The organism is Gemmata sp., assembly GCF_051859125.1.
In the GTDB taxonomy this organism is placed as follows: Bacteria; Planctomycetota; Planctomycetia; order Gemmatales; family Gemmataceae; genus Gemmata.
Window position 1 is genome coordinate 21,480 of the sequence record NZ_JBHYGG010000277.1, and the last position, 19,739, is coordinate 41,218.

Here is a 19,739-nt window from a genome sequence, read left to right on the forward strand (position 1 = left end):
TCTACACCCGGTACCCACCTCAAGTGTAGGCCGCAGCACCGATCACCAACCACACTGGCACTAAACACTAAACACTAAACACTAAACACGAACGTCACTTCTTCTTGCACTCCGGGCCTTCCTTGGCGTCCTGCTTCTCGGTGATGTGGGCGTCGCCGCCGGCGGCCTTGAGGGCGGCGGCCCGCTCGGAGTTCAGTTGGACGTAGCTGCTCCACTGGGCCGGGACGTTCCCCTCGGAGAAGATGGCCTCGACCGGGCACTCGGGGACGCACGCCTCGCAGTCGATGCAGTCCACCGGGTCGATGTACAGCATCTTCTCGTCCTGGTAGAAGCACTCCACCGGGCAGACGACGCAGCAGTCGGTGTACTTGCAGTCGTGGCAGGGGGCGGTGACGACGTGAGCCATGTAGGCGATCCCTCGGGTTTTGTAGCGGCCGGAGTAGTTGGTGGTGTGATACCACACGGCCCGCTAACGTCAAGTATAGCCGCGACATGGGCCGACGCACGCAACGCGGCCGCCGCGGAACCTGGTCACTTTCGTGCCACCCGGCCCACCGCCGCGGCGGCCGGGGGGCGCGTGAGCGGCGCAACCGCGGCGACTCGGACCACTCCCCCGGTTCGCCCACGTCCGCCACGCGGTCCCAGTCGTCCCCGGCGCGGCGCTTCCTCCCGCATTTCCGCTGCACCCGGCCGTTGTGGGGCCGCACACGCTCTACGGTTCCTGTGACCGGACCGAGCCCACCCGAGACGCGCCGTCCCGAAAAATCGCCCGGGGCGCTTCCCACCCGGCCGCGGCGATGGTATTCTTTTGAGTACCCGTCACCGTGGGACTTCTGTACGGCGGGACTCCTCTCCCTGCCGTCCCACAACGCCTCGCCCAGTGCGGCGACCGGCCCAGGCCGTGCCGCCGCGTGAAGACGCCCCGAACCGGCGTCGCCACCTCTCATCTCTTATCGCAGAGGGTGCCCCATGGTCGATCTCGCAACTGGTGAACTCCGGGTCGTCGTGCCCGTTGGCTTCCTGCTGACGGAAGAGCAAGAGGTGTCGGTGAACATCGAGCGGCCGGGCGGCGGGAGCCTCCCCATCCGCCTCAAGCTGATCCCCGCACGCGCCGCGTCGCCGGCCCCGGACGCGCAGACCCCGGTCGCGGTCCCGTGGCCGCTGCGGCGGTACTCGCCGTACAGCGACGACGGCTACCCCGAGCCCGACTACGGCGGCGGCGACTGACCCGGAACGCGGAGTGCGGAACGCGGAATTCGGAGTTGTGAACCCGTCCGGCGGCCCTGGTGGTCGCCGGGCGGCCCGTCCGTTGTGCCCGTCTGTCGGTTCCCCGGACACCGAACTCAAAGAATCTTCACTTCTGCCCGCAGGGCACCGTGGGACGCCGCGGCGGTCGGGCTATTCGCTCGTCGCCGGGTGATCCGCCGACGAGTCCACGTCTCGCGCGTGCCGTCGCGCGCCCGGCCGGGCCACAATTTCTCCCCATCGCCCCGAGACTCATGCCATGCGGACCGCACGCTCGGCGTTCACGCTCATTGAGTTGCTGGTCGTCATCGCCATCATCGCCATCCTGATCGGGCTCCTCCTGCCCGCGGTCCAGAAGGTCCGCGAGGCCGCCGCCCGGTCCCAGAGCCAGAACAACCTCAAGCAGATCGCGCTCGCGGCGCAGAGCTACCACGACGCCCGCGGCACCCTGCCGACCGACGGCGGGTGGCGGACCGCACCGGCCGCGAACGCAACGAACGCGGAGAACTGTAGCTGGATGTTCAAGGTCCTCCCGTTCATCGAGCAGAACAACCTGTACACGAACTACGTGTACACCGTGCCGATCAAGACGTTCCTCGACCCGGCCCGTGGGGGCACCGGCGTCGTGTCCGCGCTCCCCGGTGTCACGGGGGCGGCCGCGAACGGCCCGGTCACCGACTACGCCGGCAACGGCCTGCTCCTCGGGTGGTCGGCGAGCGTCAAGGACAACGGCGCGGGCGCGTCGCCCCGGTACACGCTGAACGACTCGAGGTACTCGAACACCCTCGGCAAGATCACCTCGGGCGACGGCACCAGCACCACCGTGTTCGCCGGCATCAAGTCGCTCCCGGCGGTGATGTACGCCACCCGCGGGGTGAAGCCCGACGGCACGTTCGCCCAGTTCGACCTGCCGATCAACGCGACGTGGGGCTACCCGGACGCCTCCGGCAGCGGCACCGTCCGGTGCGCCACGAGCGGCGAGATCGACTTCATCGCCAACCTCTCGGCCGGGGCGCCGGTGGTCGTCCCCGGGATCCGCCACCCGATGCCGGGGTGGCACGTCGGCAGCTACGGCATCATCCCCGACAACCAGTCGACGGACGTGACGAAGTACACGGTCTACAAGTGGGGCTCGCCGTACGCGAGCGGCATGGGGCTGTTCGGCATGTGCGACGGGAGCGTGCGGCCGATCAGCAACCGCGTCTCGGGCTCGGCGCTGATCGCCTACATCACCTGGAACGGTGGCGAGACCGACCTCCAGGACTGACACTCCGTCGCCCGTTCCTTACCGACGCGAACCATTCCCATGCCGACCTGCTCCGCTCGCCGCGCCCTCGTGGGCGCGGCCCTGTGCCTTGCGCTCGGGTGCGGCCCGAAGACCGAGCCGCCGCCCGTGAAGACCCCGGTGAAGCTCACCGTCACCAACCCCGACGGGTCGCCGTACACCGACAGGCCCGGCGAGAAGTCGGCGCTGCGGATCTACGTGGACGGCGGGGCCGGCGCGTTCTCCGACCTGCCGGCCGTCGGCGGCGGTTCGTACGCCCGCACCGAGGCCGACCCGGTCGAGGTCGGCAAGTACTGGGCGACGCTCGTCGTGAAGAGCGAGAAGGGGAAGGCCGAGGCGTTCCGGCCGCTGAAGAACCAGCCGTTCGAGCTGAAGCCGGGGGTCAACGAGATGACGATCCAACTCAGCGACGCGAAATGACGACTGCCGACGGACGGGCCGCGTGGCGGGTGGCGGGTGGCGGGTGGCGCACGCGGGTCCCCGGCACGCCGCCCCGCACCCGAACCGCTCAGGGGGCCGGCTACGCGGCGCGCTTGGGGCGGTTGCGGATCTCGAACAGCCCGAAGATCTCCTCCTCGTTGAGCCCCAGCGCCTCCGGCTTCTCGGCGTTGGCGAGCAGGTCGTTGAACACCTTCCGCTTCGCGTCCAGCACCGACGCGATCCGCTGCTCGATCGTCTCCCGGGCGATGAACCGGGTCACCGTCACCGTGCTCTTCTGGCCGACCCGGTGCGCCCGGTTGATGGCCTGGTCCTCGATCGCCGGGTTCCACCACCGGTCGAACAGGAACACGTAGTTCGTGAACTGGAGGTTCAGCCCGACGCTCCCGGTGCCGTAGCTCATCAGCAGCACGTGCGCCTTCGGGTCGGACTTGAACTTGTCGAGGATCGGGGTCCGCTCGGCCTGCGGGATCTTCCCGTGGTACTCCAGCGGGTTGTACCGGGCGAGCGCCTTGGCGATGGTGTGCAGGGGCTCGACCCACTGCGAGAACACGATCGCCTTCTGCCCGCTCTCGGCCACCTCTTCCATGTCCGTGACGAGCTGCTCCAGCTTGGCGCTCTCGCCGGTGAGCCGGTCGAAGTTGCAGATCTGCTTGAGCCGCATCACGAGCTGGAACACGTGCTGCACGGTGAGCGTGTCGCCCAAGGCGTTGAGGTGGACCACGCCGTCCTTCTCGGCGAGCGTGTACGCGGCCCGCTGGGCCGGGGTCAGCTCCAGTTCCAGGTCGCGCATCACCTTCGGCGGCATGTCGGACTGCACGACGTCCTTGGTGCGGCGCAGGATGCAGTCCGACGTGAGCTGCTGGAGCCGCCGCGGGGGCGTGTCGGGCGGGATGCGGCCCGGGTCGAGGTACGCGAACAGGTTCACGAGGTCGTCGGGGTGGTTCTCGATGGGCGTGCCGGAGATGGCCCAGCTCCGGTCCCGCGGGATCGCCCGCACCACCTGCGCCGTCTTCGAGTCGCGGTTCTTGATCCGCTGGGCCTCGTCGAGCACCACCACGTCGAACCGGACCCGCGGGTCGCTCGACTGCTCCGCGTCGCGCGACAGGGTCTCGTAGTTCACCAACTTGAGCGGGCAGTTCGAGGTGAACCACGCGGTCCGGCGGCGCTCGGGGTCGCCCTCGATGGTCTCGAACGGCAGGTCGGGCGCCCACGACTTCAGCTCGCGCGCCCAGTTGAACACGAGCGGCTTGGGGCACACGATGAGCCCGCGGCGGATCGCCCCCTGGTGGAACAGGAGCCGCAGCGCGAGGATGATCTGGGCCGTCTTCCCCAGGCCCATCTCGTCGGCCAGCAGCGCCGCGGTCCGCGGCATCAGGAACCGGATGCCCTCGAGCTGGTACGGGAACGGCGCGAACGGCACCTCCAGCGACCGGCCGTCGAACAGCCCGTCGAGCGGCGGCTGGAGCAGGCACAGGAGCCGGTCCTTGACCATCACCATGTCGGCGGTCGGCTTCACCCGCACCCGCTGCTTCTGGACCGTGTCCTTGTCGGGGAGCTGCGGGAGGTTGGCGGCGTGCCTTCCCTCGGCGGGCTCCGCCGCGACCTTCGGGGCCGGCGGCGGGAGTTCGACGGGCGGGGCCGGGAACGTCCACCCCTCGGTGCCGACGCTCAGCTCGAGCCGACCCACCGACCGCACCCACGGCGAGTCGGTGAGCAGCCGCGTCTCGCGGACGTTCGGCTCCAGCGGCCGGTCGAACCGGCCGTCGGTTCGCACGTCCGCGAGCAGGGACAGGTCGTTTTCGAGAACGTCCACCTCGGGGGGTGCGGGGGGGGTGTGCCCCCCTTGTTCGTCGGCTGCTCCTGACCTCGGGGGGCTCACGCCCCCCGCTCGCCTATCGTCGTCCTCAAGCGGCACGGTTCGTGACCCCCATCTTGCGCGCCTCGGCCACGGCCTCGCGGATCCGGCTGAACGGCTCGGCCAGGTCCACCGCCGGGTCGACGCGCTCCAGGAGCTTGAGCAGCGCCGCCTGGTCGCCCGCGAACTTCCCCGGGAGCAGGAGCCCCAGGGTCGACCGGGCGTGCGACAGCAGGACCGCGTCGGCGGGCGCTGCCGCGTCGGCGGTCTTCACCGCGACCACCGGCACCTCGACCCGGGACCGCAGCGCCAGCGCGAGCGGCACGTCCGTCACAATCAGATCGGGTTTCGCCGCCGTTTTCTCCACCAGCGCTTTTCCGATCAGGTCGGCGAGGACGTACTCGGTCAGCGTCGGGCCGTACAGCGCGGCCTGCACGCGGTTCGGCTGCACGGCGGTGGTCAGGCGGAACTCGAGCGGCCGGCCCCAACTGTTCGTGACGAGGTAGCCGCCCACCCACCCGGACGGCTCCTGGAGCGCCGTCAGGAACCCGAGGGAGAGGAGGGACGATGCGGACGGTACACTCACGGTGTGGCATCCCCATGTGTCGGAATCAGCGGCCGGCAACGGCTCCGGCGCGATGCACACCCACCATCGGACGCGGCGCTTTGGGGGCTTCAGCGAACCCGCGTGCCGTCCGCCACAACCCCGACTCGCGCCTGCGGTGCGCCGCAGCAACCGCCCAGCTTCACAAGCACGAAATTCGAAGCACGAAATCCGAAAGGAAGACAGGGTCCGCCAACCGCCCCAACCCCCTCGCCACACTGCAGAGCGGTACGGCGAGGGTTGGCTCTCCCTTTCGGATTTCGTGCTTCGAATTTCGTGCTTCCGCCCCATGGGGCGGTGATAGATGAGTTGGTTCATGAACTTGGGGTTTCGGATTTCGGCTGGCGGGCTACAACTAACAGGAAGAACGCCCCGCCGCACCCGCCCGCAACGGCCCCCGGTGGGGCCCGCTCCCGACCCGTCACTTTCTGGATTGGGCGATGTCTACCGAAACAGCGACTCCGACCGAGACCGCGACCGAGCCGAAGCTGTCCCCCGTCGAAGGGCACAAGATCGAGGGCAAGTTCCTGCGGGGCACGCTTGCCGAGGAGTTCGCCGACGCGAGCCTCGACCACCTGAGCGAGGCCAACAAGAGCCTCATCAAGTTCCACGGGAGCTACCAGCAAGAGGACCGCGACGCCCGCAAGACCCGCGGCAAGGCCGGGGTCGGCAAGGCGTACATGTTCATGATCCGGCTCAAGCTCCCGGGCGGGAAGCTCACCGCCGACCAGTACCTCGCAATGGACGACCTCTGCGGCAAGTACGGGAACTCCACGCTCCGCATCACCACCCGCCAGAGCTTCCAGTTCCACGGGGTGATGAAGGCGAGCATGAAGCCGCTGCTCCAGGGCGTGAACAAGACGCTGCTGACGACGCTCGGCGGTTGCGGCGACGTGAACCGCAACGTGCTCGCGTGCCCGGCCCCGATCGGCGACGCGGTCCACAAGCAGCAGATGGACGACTGCCTGCGGGTCGCCGCGGCGCTGACCCCGAAGGCCGGCAAGCAGGCGTACCACGAGGTGTGGCTCGACGGCGAGAAGCTCCCGAACCCGGAGCTCGACGAGGAGCCGCTCTACGGCGCGACGTACCTGCCGCGGAAGTTCAAGATCGCGTTCGCGATGCCGGACGACAACTGCACCGACATCCTCGCGAACTGCCTCGGCTACCTCGCGATCACCGAGAACGGCAAGCCGATCGGCTACAACCTCTACGCCGGCGGCGGGCAGGGGCAGACCAACAGCAAGCCCGACACGTACCCGCTGCTCGCGCAGCCGATCGGGTTCATCCACTTCGACGAGGTGGTGCCCGCGGCCGAGGCGATGGTGAAGCTGTTCCGCGACCACGGGAACCGCTCCGACCGCAAGCGCGCCCGGCTCAAGTACGTCGTCCACGACCTGGGCGTCGAGAAGTTCCGCGACCTGTTCTACGGCGACTACTTCAAGCACCCGCGGCGCGAGCCGAGGCACGCGCCGATCACCGGCCTCGACCTGCACCTGGGCTGGAACGGCATGGGCGACGGGAAGTGGTTCCTGGGCGTGTCGGTCGAGAACGGCCGCATCAAGGACGAGGGCGGGCTGCGGCTGCGGGCCGGGCTCCGCGAGATCGTGTCGCGGTTCAAGCTCGACGTGCGGCTGACCACCCAGCAGGACGTCCTCCTGTGCGGCGTCGCGTCCGCCGACAAGCCGGCGGTCGACGCGCTGCTGGCCGAGTACGGCATTCCGCGCGAAAGCTCGCTGCCGATGGTGCAGAAGTGGAGCATGGCGTGCCCGGCGATCCCGACGTGCAGCCTGGCGATCACCGAGAGCGAGCGCTCGCTGCCGGGCGTCGTGCGGCAACTCGAAACGGTGCTGACCGACCTCGGGCTGGGCGGCGAGCCGATCAGCGTCCGCATGACCGGGTGCCCGAACGGGTGCGCCCGGCCGTACCAGAGCGAGATCGGGCTCGTGGGCCGCGGCGGGACGAAGTACACGGTGTACATCGGCGGCGACAGCTTCGGCCGGCGGCTGAACGCCGAGGTCCAGGACAGCGTGCCGATCGAGCAGATCGTCCCGCGGCTGTCGAAGGTGTTCGCGGCGTTCAAGGCCGAGCGCGCCGGCGACGAACTGTTCGGCTCGTACTGCGAGCGCGTGGGCCTCGACAAGGTGAAGTCGCTCTTCACCGCGTGACCGCGAGAGTGGGGGTCGGGGTAGGGTGCGTCGAGGCCGGCTCTGCGGCCGAGCCGCACCGTGGGGCGTCGCACCTCACACGGGCCACGATTATCGTGAGGGTGGTGTGATGAACAACCACGACGTCTGGGCGCGGCTTCCCCGCTGGCAGCGCGTACCGCGGTATTTTGTCGTTGTCCCCGCGCTCTGCCTCGTCGGGTTCTTGTTGTGGGACCCTTACGAGTTGTTACTCCGTGACAATGAGCGAATCCCCGAGGACGGAGAGAAACTCACGGACCTGGCGAATCGTCAGCCTGACCCGGATGTCTTTCAAACCAAAGGGACTCTCGATCTCCCGGACGGCGGCGTTTTGGAGTTCCGCTACCGCCAACACACCGATAGTGGCGTTGAGCTTCAAAGGTACGATCGGGATGGTGACCTTGTTTGGGAGCAAAGGTGCGCGGGACTGGGTGTGACGTTCCACAAAAGCTATATGAACTGTGTGTTCGTGTGGGTTGAAGGGGGGACAATTAAAGTCGTCAGCCGCGGTTCGTTTGGGACGTTCGTTGAGCGACTCAGCCTGAGTTCCGGTCGAAGGTTGGCACGATCCGTTCGCAAGCAGATCTATTAGTCGGCGTCCAAGCCGACCTGACCGGCGCTCAAGGCCGCAGCCGTCACCCAACCACAGGCTCACTCCTTGTGCCGTAGGCTGCACGTCAGAGTGCACGTCGGAACGGTAGACGGCGTTCGCTACTCCTTTTGCCGCGCGGCCCTTCCCGGCCGCAGCGGGAATACGCCGCACGGTTCGGGCTCGTACTGTCGTGGCGGTCAGCGGCTCACCTCGCGGACACCGAACAGAGAGCGCAAACGATGAATCGCACCGCCGGCATCGGCCTGGGGTTGCTCCTGCTCGTCGCCGGGTGCGACGGCCACACCAGCCTGGGCGGGGAGGTCGTCGGGCCGGACGGCAAGCCCATCGCCGGGGCCAGCGTGCGACTGATCGAACCGGACCTCCCGCCCCGCGGACCGGCTTCAACGACCGACGAGTTCGGGCGGTACTCGATCTCGCTGACCCACGCCCCGTTCGACGTCCCGCTCGTGGTCACCGCCACCGCGGACGGGTACGAGCCCTACCGCAAGGAGTTCAAGGCCCGAGAGTGGGCGAGCTTCCCGCGGACGATCGTGCTGCAACCCGACCCGCAGGCACCGGCGGCGGAGGACTGATCCCGGCACGGTCGGCCACGTGGGATGATGGCCGCAGGTCCCGGAGGCCGAGCATGACACCCGACGACTGGCGAGCGCGCATCACCATCGAGCCCGGGAAGCGGGGCGGGCGGCCGTGCGTCCGCGGCATGCGGATCACCGTCGGCGACGTGCTCTCGTACCTCGCGGCCGGCATGACCGAGTCCGAGGTGCTCGAGGACTTCCCGTACCTCACCGCCGCCGACATCCGGGCGTGCCTCGCGTTCGGCGGAGGGCTTTGAGCGATGTTGTCGCAGGAGGAACATCCGGTCGCCTGGGCCATGCTCGGGTACGAATTGGCCGATGCCCACGAGCACTTGGGCGCCCTGCTCGCCCAGATGCAAGCCGCCGGTGGGATTGGGGAGGAAGACTTTGCAATCCAACTTGGTCACGTGTTCGCCCACCTCAACCGGGCGTGGCACGGACGGAAGGACCCGAAGCTCGACGCAATACCCTACGAGGAGCACGCCGCGCGAAGCCATTACCCAACCGATCTATCCCCGGTTGGGTAGCGCAGACATTTCGAACAGGGAGCGTGGCGTCGATTTCAGCTGAGCGCGAACGGGCTGGGCGGTCCGCGTCGCGACCGACGCGGACCGCCCACCGGTGCCTGCCTGTCGGCGGTCACTTCCGCTGACCGGAGAGGTCAGAGAGGCGGCGCTCGGCCAGCTTCAGCCGCTCCGGGTCGGTGTCGTGGGCCAGCACGTCGCGGTACAGCTCGATCGCCTTGGCCCGCTCGTTGAGCTGCCGGTCGTAGAGCGTGGCGGCCCGGATCCGGGCGTCGGTCCGCGAGCCCCGGACCCACTGGAACGACCGCTCGAAGTACTTCGCGGCACGGTCGTACTGCTTGTACGCCCGGCCCTCGTACAGGTCGCCGAGCTGGTACGCCACGTCGCCGATCTTGTCCGAGTTCGGGTACTTCTCCAGGATCTCGCGGAACAGGATCTCGGCCCGCCGCTGGTTCAGCACGTAGTCGCTGCCCAGCCCCTTGCCCTTGTACTCCATCGCCATCCGGTACAGCTCGTTGGCCTCGCGGACGTTCACCTTCGCCTCCAGGCTCGGCGGCGGCACGTCCTTCACGTCGAGGTTGTACGACGGCTTGAAGAGCATGTGGTGCCCCATCAGCTCCTGCTCGGTCCACTGGTTCCGGAGCTTGTCGCCGTGGCGCACGTAGTGCTCGTGGAGCGCCTTGAGGCTGGCCTCGTACTCGCGGCGGGCGGTGATGACCCGCTCGACGAGTTCGACGTCGGACGCGGCCGGCGGCAGCGAAGATGATTCGGGCGGGGGCGCCCCCTTCTTGCCCTCGGAGAGCGGGGCGCTCGGCGACTGGGCGGCGACCCACCCGACCGCGCCGACCCCCGCGAGAGACGTGCCCAACAACAGCGCGCGAATCATGGTGAACCCCTCGGTGTGCGGGGCGTTGCCCCGAAATTCGAAGCACGAAGCACGAAATCCGAAAGGAAGCACTGAACCCGTGTCTTCCTTTCGGATTTCGTGCTTCGTGCTTCGAATTTCAAGCTCACGTCTTCCCGCCCGGCTCGGTCGTCTTCGTCGCGTCGGTCGCGGAGTTCCGGGAGTCGCCCGGCGCGCCGCCGGCCACCCCGACCCCGCCGGGCAGGGGCGTGTGCGACCCGCTGGTCCGCTGGTCCGGGCGGCCGAAGATCATCCGCCCGGCCGGCGTCTGGAGCACGCTGGTGACCACGATCATGACCTCCTGTCCGATCAGCGGGCGGCCCGCCTCGACCACCACCATCGTGCCGTCCTCCAGGTACCCGACGCCCTGGCCCGGCTGGTCCCCGGCCTTCACGATGCGGACGCTCATGGCCTCGCCGGGCAGCGCCACCGTCTTCATCGCGTTGGCCAGCTCGTTGAGGTTGATGACGTCGACGCCCTGGAGCTGCGCGATCTTGTTCAGGTTGAAGTCGTTGGTCACCACCCGGGCGTTGAGCGCCTTGGACAGCAGCACGAGCCGCTCGTCCACGCGGATCCGCTCGCCGGTCCGCAGCTCGGCCACGTTCCCGTCGTGCATCTGGAGCTCGATCTTCGGATTGGACTGGAGCCGCTTCAGGACGTCCAGGCCGCGCCGCCCGCGGTTCCGCTTCAGCTTGTCGGAGCTGTCGGCGATGGCCTGCAGCTCCTGCAGGACGAACCGCGGCACGATGAGCTTCGTGTCGATCAGTCGAGTATCGCACACGTCCGCGATCCGGCCGTCAATGATTACGCTCGTGTCGAGCACCAGCGAGCGGCCGCCCTTCACCTCTTTGGCAAATTCGACATAAGGGATAATGAACCGGAACTCGTCCTTGGTCTGCAGGAGCGTTGAAACCGTCACGTAGCAGCAAACCACGGTAATCATCACCCGGGTCAACTTCAGCACGGGCGGCGGCATCCCGAAGGCCGTCTCGAGCACCGGCTCCAGGCCCATCGCGAACAGGAACCCGAGGAGCAGGCCGAGCAGCATCCCGAAGTAGACGGCCGAGATGGTCGTCATCTGCTTCTGCTTCTCGCGCAGGTCGTAGAAGAGGACGAACCCGCCGAGCACGAGGATGCTGAGCGGGGCCAGCACCACGCTCGCGCCGACCGGTTGCCCCTCCTGCGGGATCACCAGGGTCGCGGCGAACAGGGCGATGCCAGCGATCAGGGCGACGTACGCCCCGCGGATCAGCCAAAGTAACATGGATGCCTCTCGTGGTCGTGAGCCGGGGGGTCGTCGGGTCGTGCGGGTCCGCGGGGCGGCCGGGCCGCGGTGCGGAGGCCAAAACCCTGACACCAGCCTCCTAATCCCTGATCTTACAGTTCAGTCGATGGCAAAAACAGACGCCGGTACTCCAGTTGGGCGTACCGGTCGGTCATTCCGGCGAGGTAGTCGCCGACGACGGACTCCAGGCACCCGAGCGGGTTGCGGGCGGCGGTCACCCAGTCGGGGGGCGGGGGGCCGATCACCTCGCTGGCCCCGATCCACCTTCGAAGGTGCTTCTCGGGGAGAAGTTCCGGACTCCGGGCGTATTCCGCGAAAAGCGCCTGCAGGATGCGGGTGCCGTTGGCGGTCATCCGGAGAACACGGTGGTGCCGGTACACGCGCGAGCGGAGGAACCGCTCCAGCCCGGCCTTCAGGTCCCGCACCCGGGGCGAGAACGCGACGAGTGGCTCCTTCGCGGCCCGCACGTCTTCGGGCGAGCGGATGCGGAACTGTTCGAGCCGCCGCGTCGTTTCTTCGAGGAGGTCCGCGACCTGCCACGCGAGCAGTTCGCGGACGACGGCGACCCGCAGCGGCTGCCCGCTCAGCCCCGGCGTGTGCCCGTGGACCCGCCGCGTCGCCTCGGCCCACAGGTCGACGCGGGCGAGTTCCTCCATCGTGATGAACCCGAGGCCGAGCGCGTCGTCGGTGTCGTGCGTGTCGTAGGCCAGCGAGTCGACGACGTCCGCGACCTGGGCCTCGAGGAGCGGGCCGCCGGCGCCGCGGAACTCGGCGCACTCCGGCGCGTCGAGCCGGCCGCTGTGCTGGACGAACGCCTCGCGCACCTCGAACGACAGGTTCAGCCCGGGGAACTGCGGGTACCGCTCCTCCAACTCGTCGACCCGCCGCAGCCCGTACAGGTTGTGGTCGAACCCGCCGTGGTCCTTCAGGCACAGGTCGAGGGCGTCCTCGCCGGCGTGGCCGAACGGCGGGTGGCCGATGTCGTGCGCCAGCGCGATCGCCTCGGTGAGGTCCTCGTTGAGCCGCAGCCGGCGGGCGACGGTGCGGGCGATCTGCGTGACTTCGAGGGTGTGCGTGAGCCGGGTGCGGTGGTGGTCGTTGACGCTGGCGACGAGCACCTGCGTCTTGCCGGTCATGCGGCGGAACGCGGTGCAGTGGACGATCCGCTCGCGGTCCCGCTGGTAGAGCGAGCGGAACTCGTGGCCGGGCTCGGCGTGCCGGCGACCGCGGCTCGCCCGCGACGGCATCGCGTAGGGGGCCAGCCAGCCGTCCTCGAACGCCTGCCAGTCGGCCACGGAGAGCGGAGACTTCGCCATTTGACACCCGGGCCCGTGGGTCGCGATCCGCGGACCGTTTTACGCCTTCAGTTCCTCCGAGAGCAGATCGAACAGCGCGTCGAGGGACTGAGAGATGACCCGGGTGTCGCCGGTGACGGCCATGAAGTTGGCGTCGCCGTTCCACCGCGGGACGACGTGCCAGTGCAGGTGCCCGGGGAGCCCCGCGCCGGCGGCCGCCCCGAGGTTCAACCCCACGTTGAACCCGTCGGGCCGCATCCGCTTCTCGAGAATTCCGATCAGGCGGCGGGCGACGAGTTGCAGGTCGAGCAGCTCGTCGGTGGTCAGTTCGTCGAGGCGGCCCTTGTGGGCGCGGGGGCAGACGAGCAGGTGGCCGTTGTTGTACGGGTAGCGGTTCAGCACCACGACCGACAGTTCGGTGCGGTGGACGAGGAGGTTCTCGCGGTCGGTGCTCGCCGCGACGGCCCGGCACATGAAGCACTCGGGGCCGGTGGCCGCCGCGGGCTTTTCCTTGGGGGCGGTGATGTACGACATCCGCCACGGTGCCCAGAGGTGGTCCATGCTGCGGTCCCGTGCGAGAACCCCGGGGCGGGCTGTCCGTTGCCGGGTGGGGGCGTACCTTACCCTTCACGATACGCCCCGGGCGGACGGGCGGCACGCGGTCGCGGCCACGCGGGTTCCTTGACGGGCGCGGGCGGCGGTCCTAGCATGATCGTCTTGCCCCGACTTTTGGTCTGTTCGAGAGAATTCAGATGGCAGTTCCCAAGAGGCGCACGTCCCACTCCCGGCAGGGCACCCGCCGCAGCCACCACCACCTGACCCCGGTCCAGGTCCAGTTCTGCCCCCGGTGCAACGAGCCGGTGCTCCCGCACCGTGTGTGCTCCGAGTGCGGGTTCTACCAGGGCCGCGAGGCGGTTGTGAAGGACGACGACAAGAAGAAGTGAGAAGCCAATGCGGCTCGCGCTCGACGTACTGGGCGGGGACAACGGGGCCGGCCCGAACGTGGCCGGCGCGGTCCTCGCCGTCAACACCAACCCCGACCTCACCGCCGTTCTGGTCGGCGACCAGGGTCAAATTGAATCCCTCCTCGCGGCCGCGACCGTTCCCCGGGAGCGGATCGAGATCGTCCACGCGCCTGTCGCCGTGGACATGAAGGAGAAGCCGGTCGAGGCGCTCCGCAAGAAGCCCGACGCGAGCATCTTCCGGTGCTGGCAGTTGCTCGCCGAGGGGGCCGTCGACGGCCTCGTCAGCGCCGGCAACACCGGGGCCGTCGTCGCCGGGGCCGCCAAGTCCCGCAAGTTCCTCAAGTGCGTCCAGAAGCCCGGGATCGCCACGATCATGCCGACGGCCCGCGGCCGGTGCATCATCGTGGACGTCGGCGCGAACGTGTTCCCCAAGCCCCGGCACCTGCTCGAGTACGGCGTCATGGGGTCCGTCTTCGCCCGCAAGATCCTCGGGATCGAGCAGCCGAAGATCGGGCTGATGAACGTCGGCGAGGAGGAGGGCAAGGGCCACGAGCTCGTCCAGAAGACGTTCGAGCTGTTCCGCAGCGGCCCGCTCCGGGACCAGTTCGTCGGCAACATCGAGGGCCGCGACATCCACCGCGGCACCGTGGACGTCATCGTCACCGACGGGTTCACCGGCAACGTCGTCCTCAAGCTGTGCGAGGGCGTGTTCGAGTTCGTCATGAACCTGGTGAACCAGGACGTCATCGGGGCGCTCGACGCGGAAAAGGAAAAGGGCGGGGCCGCGCTGAAGGGGCTGCTCGGCAAGTACCACTACAGCGCGTTCGGCGGCGCGCCGCTGCTGGGCGTCGACGGCGTGTGCATCATCTGCCACGGCAGCTCCAAGGAGCGGGCCATCGCCAACGCCCTCGGCGTCGCCGCCCGCGAGGTCCGCGAGAAGGTCAACGACGCGATCGTCGCCGAGATCGGGGCGCTCCCGGCCGACGAGTGAGGCCCGCGGACCGGGGGTGAGCGGGTATGGGCCGGCTCCGCGTCCAACTGTGCGTGGTCAACGCGACGACCCGGCAGTACGGCCCGAACCCGACGTCCGACCTGCTGGGCGTGGACTACTTTCGCACCGTTCCCGCCGACACCGAGTTCCCCCGCACCGTCGGTAAACTCGAACTGTTCGTGCGGTTCTTCGGCACCGACGGGGCTCCCGGGGCCGTCCGCGTCACCGTCGCCCGGTTGAACCCGGACGGCACCACCCGTGACCTCGTCTACCTCCGCCGGTTCGACCTCGCCGCGGCGGGCGCCCGCGGGTCCGTGGTTCTCGACAAGGGGTTCAAGCTGCTCAACGTCCTGGTCCCCGGCGAAGGGACGTACGCCGTCCGGGTACTCAGGCGGGTCCGCCGGGGCTGGGGCGGCCGCTCGACCTGGCGGGTTCTCGGCGTCGATTACCTCCACATCGCGAGGGCCGCATGAGCCGTCGTCGCAAACAGGGTGGGCCGCCCGACCCGGTCACGTACATCGCCGGCGGCGTGGTCGAGGGCGAGAACACACTGGCGACCGGTCGGCCGCTGCCCCCGCTCGTCGACCTGACCCCGGCCGGCCCCCGGTTGGGTGTCGCCGCAACGAACAACCCGGAGAAGACAGTGTCCCCAACGGTGGAACCGTCGGCAGCGCCCGCCCCGAAAGAAGCCGGGGCCAAGATTCGGACCGCGTTCCTCTTCCCCGGCCAGGGCGCGCAGACGGTCGGGATGGCCGGGCCGCTGTGCGCCACGGTTCCGGCGGCGAAGGAGCTGTTCGACCGGGCCACCACGGTCCTCGGGTACGACCTGCTGAGCGTGTGCGTGAACGGGCCGGCCGACCGGCTCAACGCCACCGACGTCAGCCAGCCGGCCATCTTCGTCGCCAGCCTCGCGGCCCTCGAGCAACTCAAGATCGCCGAGCCGGACGCGGCCGCGGGCGTCGTCGCGACCGCCGGGCTCAGCCTCGGCGAGTACACCGCCCTCGTGTTCGCTGGCGCGATGAGCTTCGACGACGGGCTCCAGGTCGTCCGGGCCCGCGGCCGGGCCATGCAGGACGCCGCCGAGGCCAACCGGTCCGGCATGGTGAGCGTGCTGGGCCTCGAGGTCGCCGACATCGAGGCGCTGGTCGCCGAGGCGCGGGCCGCGGGCACGCTCGAGATCGCGAACTACCTGTGCCCCGGGAACACGGTGCTGTCGGGTTCGCTGGCGGCCGTCGAGCGGGTCGAGCAACTCGCGGTGGACCGGGGCGGCATCCGCACCGTGCGGCTCGCGGTCGCCGGCGCGTTCCACACGCACCTGATGAAGCCGGCCGACGAGAAGTTGGCCGCCGCACTCGCGGGGGTCGCGATCGCCGCGCCCGGCGTGCCGGTGTGGTCGAACGTCGACGCGAAGCCGCACACCGACCCGGCCGAGATCCGCGGCCTGCTCGTGCGCCAGGTGCTCTCGCCGGTGCAGTGGGAGGGGACCGTGCGGGCGCTCCTGGCCGACGGCGTGGAGCGGTTCTACGAGATCGGGCCGGGGCGGGTGCTCGCGGGCCTGCTGAAGCGGGTGAACCGGAAGGCCGACATCCGGAACGTCACGGCGTGAGCCGGGTAAATCGCCAATCGGCCGCGCCGCGCGGCCCTGTGGCCTTTCCTTTTCCTCCGCCCGTCAGTAAAGTCTGCCCCAGGGTCGTAAGCGAGCCGAGATCCACCCCCACGCACCGGACTCCCAGCCGGGGCGTGCGAGCAGTATACCAGAGATGCCGCGGGGTCGGTCGGAGCCGACCCGGGCCGCGGGACCCGCGGTGGCCCACCGGTGCCACCGCAGCGCCACCGTCCGGAGGGCCGAGAAGTGTCCGTCGAGCAACGCGTGATCGCCATCGTCAGCGACCACTTCGCCTACGACAAAGAGAAGGTCAAGCGGTCCACCACGTTCATCGAGGACATCGGTGCGGACTCGCTGGACATCGTCGAGTTCGTGATGGAACTCGAGGAAGAGTTCGACATCCAGATCCCGGACGACCAGGCCGAGAAGATCAAGACCGTCGGCGAGGCGGTGGACTTCATCGAGAAGGCGATCGGGGACAAGGGCAAGCAGTAAGTGACCACTCCCATGACACGCCGCCGGGCGGTGATCACCGGGCTGGGGACCGTGAACCCGCTCGGGCTGAACGTGCCGACCTACTGGCGGGCGCTGCTCGCCGGGCAGAGCGGCATCGCGCCGATCACGCTCTTCGACACCGCCGTCTTCAAGGTGAAGTTCGGCGGCGAGGTGAAGAAGTTCGACCCGGCCGTCGCGGTGGACCCGCGCGACGCCCGCCGGTCGGACCGGTTCACCCTGTTCGCCATCGTCGCCGCGGCGGAGGCGGTCCGCGACAGCGGGCTCGACTTCGCCAAGGAGGACCCGTTCCGGTGCGGGTGCGTCTTCGGCAGCGGCATCGGCGGGCTGAGCGAACTCGAGGACGGGGCCAAGACGCTCGCGGAGCGCGGGCCGGGCCGCCTCGGGCCGTTCCTGATCCCGAAGATGATCGCCAACGCCGCCAGCGGCAACATCTCGATCAAGTTCGGGCTCCGCGGCCCGAACACGACCGTCGCCACCGCCTGCTCGTCGGCCGCGCACGCCATCGGCGACTCGCTCGCCGCGATCCGCAGCGGCCAGGCCGACGTCATGGTCACCGGCGGCAGCGAGGCCGCGATCACGCCCCTCGGGCTCGGCGGGTTCATCGCCTGCCGCGCCCTCTCGGAGCGGAACGACGACCCCGAGCGGGCCAGCCGGCCGTTCGACAAGGACCGCGACGGGTTCGTGCTCAGCGAGGGGGCCGGCGTGCTGGTCCTCGAGGAGTACGAGCACGCGAAGGCCCGCGGCGCGTCGATCTACGCCGAGGTGTGCGGGTCCGGCAACACCGCCGACGCCTACCACATCACCGCCCCGCACGAGGACGGCAGCGGCGCGGCCGAGGCCATGCGGGCCGCCGCCCGCGACGCCGGGTGGAACCACACCGACGTGCAGTACATCAACGCCCACGGGACCAGCACCGGCCTGGGCGACGTGGCCGAGACCAAGGCCATCAAGGCCGTGTTCGGCGAGCACGCCAAGAAGTTGATGATCTCCAGCACCAAGAGCATGGTCGGGCACCTGCTCGGGGCCAGCGGCGGCGTCGAGGCCATCGCGTGCGCCCTGAGCCTGCGGCACGGCGTGCTGCACCCGACGATCAACCTGCACCACCAGGACGTCGAGGCCGGGTGCGACCTCGACTACATCCCGAACACGGCCCGCGAGGTCCGCGTGCGGAAGATCCTGTCCAACAGCTTCGGCTTCGGCGGGCACAACTGCTCGGTCGCCCTCGGCGCGATCTGACGCACGAGAAGTCGCCGCCACCCACCGCCCCACCGGCCCACCCGGCGGGGCGGCTTCGTTTTCTGAGTCTCGGCGAGCGGGGGACGTGAGTCCCCCGGTAGAACCGCGATTCTCACCTCCCGGGGGACTCACGTCCCCCGCTCGCCTAAATCCACGATCACCACTCCCGGGGTCGCCGGTCTGGTCTTCGACAAGGAATGACGTTACCCTCGGGTGAGGAGGCCGCCATGACGCCCGCACCCGCCACGCCCGCGTTCGCACCGCCCGCGGCACCGTTCCCCTCGGGAGCCCTCGCTCCCGCCCGCCCGACCCAGCACCGGTGGACGATCGCGGAGTACCGCACGCTCGGCGAGACCGGGCTGTTCCGCGGCGTGAAGACGATGCTGATTCGCGGGGAGGTCTTCACGATGACGATGCCCGCCCCGCCGCACGACGTCGCGCCCGGGTTGCTCGACGACTGGCTGCGGGCCGCGTTCGCCCCGGGGTTCCACGTCCGCAACCAGATGGGGTTCGACATCGGCACCGACAGCGACCCCGGCCCGGACCTCGCGGTCGTCACCGGCACCCGCCGCGACTACGCCGGCCGCACGCCCACGCGAGCGGTGTTAGTCGCCGAAGTCGCCGACTCGTCGCTGTCCTTCGACCTGACGACGAAGGCCGAGTTGTACGCGACCGCGGGCGTTCCCGAGTACTGGGTACTCGACCTGAACGGCCGCCAGCTCCACGTCTTCCGCGACCCGCATCCGCTCCCGGCACCGCTCGGGGCCACCGCGTACCGCTCGCACGCCGTCCTCACCGACGCCGACGCGGTCACCCCGCACAGCGCCCCGGCCGCCTCCGTGCGCGTCGCCGACCTGCTCCCGTGAGGCCCAGCCATGACCGAAGATGAGTGGCTCGACCGAGGCGACCCGTACCCGCGGCAACTAGCGGTCGTGCAAGATTACGCTTCGGTCCGCAAGCTGCGATTGATGGCTGCCGTGCTCGTAAAGATCGGTCAGACGCAAGCAGGGAATGAGGAGTCGAAGTGCTGCTACGACCTCATCGAATCCGTCGCGGACGCGCCCCGCACCTGGGAAGAAATCGGGGCCGAACTGGAGAGCCGTCCAGGCAACTGGCGGTTCACGCGCATCCTCTTCCCCCCCGACGACCGCCGATCTGTCGCGATGGCGTTGCGGAAACTGGTGGCAATGAGCCCCATCGCCCCGATACCGTTCATCATTGATCTGATGCACGAGGTCATTGGGAATCCATTCTGGCCGGTTGTGTTCTCGCCCAAGTGGCGCACGTCGACTGCGGTCGCGATCGCGCAAGGGATGTACGAGTCGCGGGACTTCAGCGCGATGCCGATCCTCGCCGATGCGCTGCAAGACGCGGGGTGCGACAGCGACGACGTGCTGAACCACTGCCGTGACCAGCAGCAGGTTCACGTCCGCGGGTGCTGGGTCGTCGATTTGGTGCTGGGCAAGGAATGACCGCGGCTTGTAGCCCCGGAGGGGCGGCGGATGGTAGCCATTGGTGGAGTGAGTCCGACGACCGCAACCCCTGGTCCGGGGCGGCCCGGGTCGCGCCGGGGACCAGGGGTTTGCCCGAAGCGGGCCGCACCCCTGGCTACCATC

The 19,739-nt window shown here is 69.2% G+C and carries 21 protein-coding genes; 14 read left to right on the forward strand and 7 right to left on the reverse strand.

The genetic code is table 11. The annotated features are described in order from the left end of the window. Nucleotides 1–94 precede the first annotated feature (94 nt). Complete coding sequence (locus tag ACTIGN_RS28035) at nt 95–406, reverse strand: 4Fe-4S dicluster domain-containing protein (RefSeq protein ID WP_439630118.1); 312 nt, start codon at nt 404–406, stop codon at nt 95–97. A gap of 563 nt (nt 407–969) precedes the next feature. On the opposite strand from ACTIGN_RS28035, the gene ACTIGN_RS28040 reads away from it, so the two are divergent. From ACTIGN_RS28040 to ACTIGN_RS28050, 3 genes are all read left to right on the forward strand, one after another. Next, nucleotides 970–1,227, forward strand: coding sequence for a hypothetical protein (locus ACTIGN_RS28040; protein ID WP_439630120.1), 258 nt, complete (start codon nt 970–972; stop codon nt 1,225–1,227). Between the two features lie 277 nt (nt 1,228–1,504). Then, on the forward strand, nt 1,505–2,512 hold the full coding sequence (locus tag ACTIGN_RS28045; RefSeq protein WP_439630122.1) for a DUF1559 family PulG-like putative transporter: 1,008 nt from the start codon (nt 1,505–1,507) through the stop codon (nt 2,510–2,512). Between the two features lie 39 nt (nt 2,513–2,551). Continuing rightward, nucleotides 2,552–2,950 (forward strand): hypothetical protein, encoded by a 399-nt coding sequence (locus ACTIGN_RS28050; protein WP_439630124.1) that lies wholly within the window; start codon nt 2,552–2,554, stop codon nt 2,948–2,950. 100 nt (nt 2,951–3,050) lie between these two features. On the opposite strand, the gene ACTIGN_RS28055 is transcribed toward ACTIGN_RS28050, so the two are convergent. After that, on the reverse strand, nt 3,051–4,784 hold the full coding sequence (locus ACTIGN_RS28055; RefSeq protein ID WP_439630126.1) for a DEAD/DEAH box helicase: 1,734 nt from the start codon (nt 4,782–4,784) through the stop codon (nt 3,051–3,053). A 91-nt stretch (nt 4,785–4,875) separates the two neighbouring features. Then, nucleotides 4,876–5,412 (reverse strand): hypothetical protein, encoded by a 537-nt coding sequence (locus tag ACTIGN_RS28060; RefSeq protein WP_439630128.1) that lies wholly within the window; start codon nt 5,410–5,412, stop codon nt 4,876–4,878. 458 nt (nt 5,413–5,870) lie between these two features. On the opposite strand from ACTIGN_RS28060, the gene ACTIGN_RS28065 reads away from it, so the two are divergent. The 3 genes from ACTIGN_RS28065 (at nt 5,871) to ACTIGN_RS28075 (ending at nt 9,058) form a co-directional block, all read left to right on the forward strand. Then, on the forward strand, nt 5,871–7,595 hold the full coding sequence (locus ACTIGN_RS28065; protein ID WP_439630130.1) for an NADPH-dependent assimilatory sulfite reductase hemoprotein subunit: 1,725 nt from the start codon (nt 5,871–5,873) through the stop codon (nt 7,593–7,595). An 849-nt stretch (nt 7,596–8,444) separates the two neighbouring features. Further along, complete coding sequence (locus ACTIGN_RS28070; protein WP_439630132.1) at nt 8,445–8,798, forward strand: carboxypeptidase-like regulatory domain-containing protein; 354 nt, start codon at nt 8,445–8,447, stop codon at nt 8,796–8,798. 53 nt (nt 8,799–8,851) lie between these two features. Beyond that, nucleotides 8,852–9,058, forward strand: a complete 207-nt coding sequence (locus tag ACTIGN_RS28075) for a DUF433 domain-containing protein (RefSeq protein WP_439630134.1) — start codon at nt 8,852–8,854, stop codon at nt 9,056–9,058. A 382-nt stretch (nt 9,059–9,440) separates the two neighbouring features. Here the strand turns inward: ACTIGN_RS28075 and ACTIGN_RS28080 are convergent, their stop codons facing one another. The 4 genes from ACTIGN_RS28080 to ACTIGN_RS28095 form a co-directional block, all read right to left on the reverse strand. Further along, nucleotides 9,441–10,211 (reverse strand): tetratricopeptide repeat protein, encoded by a 771-nt coding sequence (locus ACTIGN_RS28080; RefSeq protein ID WP_439630136.1) that lies wholly within the window; start codon nt 10,209–10,211, stop codon nt 9,441–9,443. Nucleotides 10,212–10,335: 124 nt separating this feature from the next. Continuing rightward, nucleotides 10,336–11,493 (reverse strand): PIN/TRAM domain-containing protein, encoded by a 1,158-nt coding sequence (locus tag ACTIGN_RS28085; protein ID WP_439630138.1) that lies wholly within the window; start codon nt 11,491–11,493, stop codon nt 10,336–10,338. A 113-nt stretch (nt 11,494–11,606) separates the two neighbouring features. Further along, nucleotides 11,607–12,830, reverse strand: coding sequence for a deoxyguanosinetriphosphate triphosphohydrolase (locus ACTIGN_RS28090; RefSeq protein WP_439630140.1), 1,224 nt, complete (start codon nt 12,828–12,830; stop codon nt 11,607–11,609). 39 nt (nt 12,831–12,869) lie between these two features. Continuing rightward, on the reverse strand, nt 12,870–13,370 hold the full coding sequence (locus ACTIGN_RS28095) for an HIT family protein (protein ID WP_439630142.1): 501 nt from the start codon (nt 13,368–13,370) through the stop codon (nt 12,870–12,872). 191 nt (nt 13,371–13,561) lie between these two features. On the opposite strand from ACTIGN_RS28095, the gene rpmF reads away from it, so the two are divergent. From rpmF to ACTIGN_RS28135, 8 genes are all read left to right on the forward strand, one after another. Then, nucleotides 13,562–13,753 carry a 50S ribosomal protein L32 gene (gene rpmF / locus ACTIGN_RS28100; protein WP_439630144.1) on the forward strand — a complete coding sequence of 64 codons (192 nt, stop codon included), beginning with the start codon at nt 13,562–13,564 and terminating at the stop codon, nt 13,751–13,753. Between the two features lie 7 nt (nt 13,754–13,760). Further along, the gene (gene plsX, locus ACTIGN_RS28105; protein WP_439630146.1) at nt 13,761–14,765 is read left to right on the forward strand and encodes a phosphate acyltransferase PlsX; all 1,005 of its coding nucleotides are present in this window, start codon (nt 13,761–13,763) and stop codon (nt 14,763–14,765) included. Between the two features lie 26 nt (nt 14,766–14,791). Then, on the forward strand, nt 14,792–15,238 hold the full coding sequence (locus tag ACTIGN_RS28110; protein WP_439630148.1) for a hypothetical protein: 447 nt from the start codon (nt 14,792–14,794) through the stop codon (nt 15,236–15,238). Nucleotides 15,239–15,465: 227 nt separating this feature from the next. Further along, the gene (fabD, locus tag ACTIGN_RS28115) at nt 15,466–16,371 is read left to right on the forward strand and encodes an ACP S-malonyltransferase (RefSeq protein ID WP_439630156.1); all 906 of its coding nucleotides are present in this window, start codon (nt 15,466–15,468) and stop codon (nt 16,369–16,371) included. 246 nt (nt 16,372–16,617) lie between these two features. Further along, nucleotides 16,618–16,866 (forward strand): acyl carrier protein, encoded by a 249-nt coding sequence (gene acpP / locus ACTIGN_RS28120; protein WP_144954715.1) that lies wholly within the window; start codon nt 16,618–16,620, stop codon nt 16,864–16,866. A 12-nt stretch (nt 16,867–16,878) separates the two neighbouring features. Beyond that, nucleotides 16,879–18,123, forward strand: coding sequence for a beta-ketoacyl-ACP synthase II (gene fabF / locus ACTIGN_RS28125; protein ID WP_439630150.1), 1,245 nt, complete (start codon nt 16,879–16,881; stop codon nt 18,121–18,123). Nucleotides 18,124–18,350: 227 nt separating this feature from the next. Next, nucleotides 18,351–18,989, forward strand: a complete 639-nt coding sequence (locus ACTIGN_RS28130) for a Uma2 family endonuclease (RefSeq protein ID WP_439630152.1) — start codon at nt 18,351–18,353, stop codon at nt 18,987–18,989. Nucleotides 18,990–18,998: 9 nt separating this feature from the next. After that, nucleotides 18,999–19,595, forward strand: coding sequence for a hypothetical protein (locus ACTIGN_RS28135; protein ID WP_439630154.1), 597 nt, complete (start codon nt 18,999–19,001; stop codon nt 19,593–19,595). The last annotated feature ends 144 nt before the right edge of the window (nt 19,596–19,739 follow it).